Annotated in this window: 1 protein-coding gene and 1 pseudogene; one reads left to right on the top strand and one right to left on the bottom strand. The window is 63.2% G+C overall.

From position 1 onward, the window contains the following. Window positions 1-160: 160 nt before the first annotated feature. Window positions 161-868 (top strand): annotated as a pseudogene (locus A5777_RS21485) (transposase family protein); the annotation flags it as partial. Window positions 869-931: 63 nt separating this feature from the next. Here the strand turns inward: A5777_RS21485 and A5777_RS21480 are convergent. Then, a partial coding sequence (locus A5777_RS21480; RefSeq protein WP_197502356.1) for a transposase occupies window positions 932-1,356 on the bottom strand: 425 nt, incomplete at its 5' end.

Here is a 1,356-nt window from a genome sequence, read left to right as displayed (position 1 = left end):
GGCTCTTCCGGAACGACGGTGCGTAGAACGGGTTCTCGTGACCACTAGATGTAGGTGATCAAGGTCGCGGGGTGATGGGCGGTGTCGCTGGAGGTGTAGGCGGGTCCTGCGGTGTGAGGATGAAAGTTCTCACACCATCAGCCCGACACCGACAGGACCCATGTTGCAGCGTAGCGCTATTGCCGACACCATTTGCCGCACCATCGAGCTCGGGGTGACGATCACCGATGCCGCCCTCGACGGCGAGGACCGCACCCACGTGTTCTGCGAGGTCCTGGAACCGACGAACACATGTCCCGGATGCGGGCGGCCGGGTCGGCTGCGTGACCACATCGATCGTGAGGTTGCTGATCTGCCGATCGTGGGGCATCCGACTCGGCTGCATATCGCGGTGCCGCGCTATCTGTGCGACAACCCGGACTGTCCCACCACGATCTTTCGTGCCGACATCTCGACGATCGTGGCGCCGCGGGCACAGGTCACCCGGCGCACCACGACCTGGATTCTGCGGGCGATGATCGTCGACAAGATGTCGGTCAAGGCGGTCGCCGCGGCGGTCGGGTTGGGTTGGAACACCGTGAACACCCTTGCGCTGGACGCGGCCCGCTCGTTGGCGTCCGCGCCAGCCCGCCTGGACGGTGTGCGGGTCCTTGGGGTCGATGAGCACAAGTGGAAACACGTTCGCGGCAAGGGGGATTCGAGTTTCGTGACCGTGCTCGTCGACCTGACACCGATCGTGGACGGTACCGGGCCGGCACGCTTGCTGGACATGGTCGCCGGCCGCTCCAAGGCGGCGTTGAAGGATTGGCTGACCGCACGCGATCCTGCATTTCGTGACCGGATCAAGGTGGTGACGATGGACGGCTTCGAGCTTGTCAAGATGTTTGTGTAAGAACGTGACTCCTGATTTTTGTGTGCTTGCTGTTGCGGTCTAGGTGAGGTGGGGTTCGATGCGGTCGGGGTAGGCCAGGGCGAGTTGGCCGAGGGCCTGTTTCCAGTTCGTCACGACCTGTCCCTCGACGAGTCGTCCGGGGGCTTTGCGGGTGGCGGCGGGCTTGCCGCGTTCCTTCTCGCGTTGCCGGGCGCGTTTGTCCTCGATGTCGCAGATCGCCAGCCACAGCAGCTTGCGGACCGCGACGTCATTCGGGAAATGGCCGCGGTTCTTGATGACCTTACGTAACTGATAGTTCAGCGACTCGATCGAGTTCGTGGTGTAAATGACCTTGCGCAGTTCGGGTGGGAACGCCAAGAAGGGGATGAAACGGTCCCACGCCCGGTCGAAAGCCTGTGCTGCACTGGGGTATTTGACACCCAACTCCGAGTCGCGGAAGGCCTCCCACTCGAGGCGGGCGACCT

It is taken from the genome of Gordonia sp. 852002-10350_SCH5691597, assembly GCF_001665715.1.
Lineage (GTDB): Bacteria > Actinomycetota > Actinomycetes > Mycobacteriales > Mycobacteriaceae > Gordonia > Gordonia sputi.
Note: the sequence above shows the minus strand (reverse complement) of the source record. Positions and strands in the feature narration are given on the sequence as shown.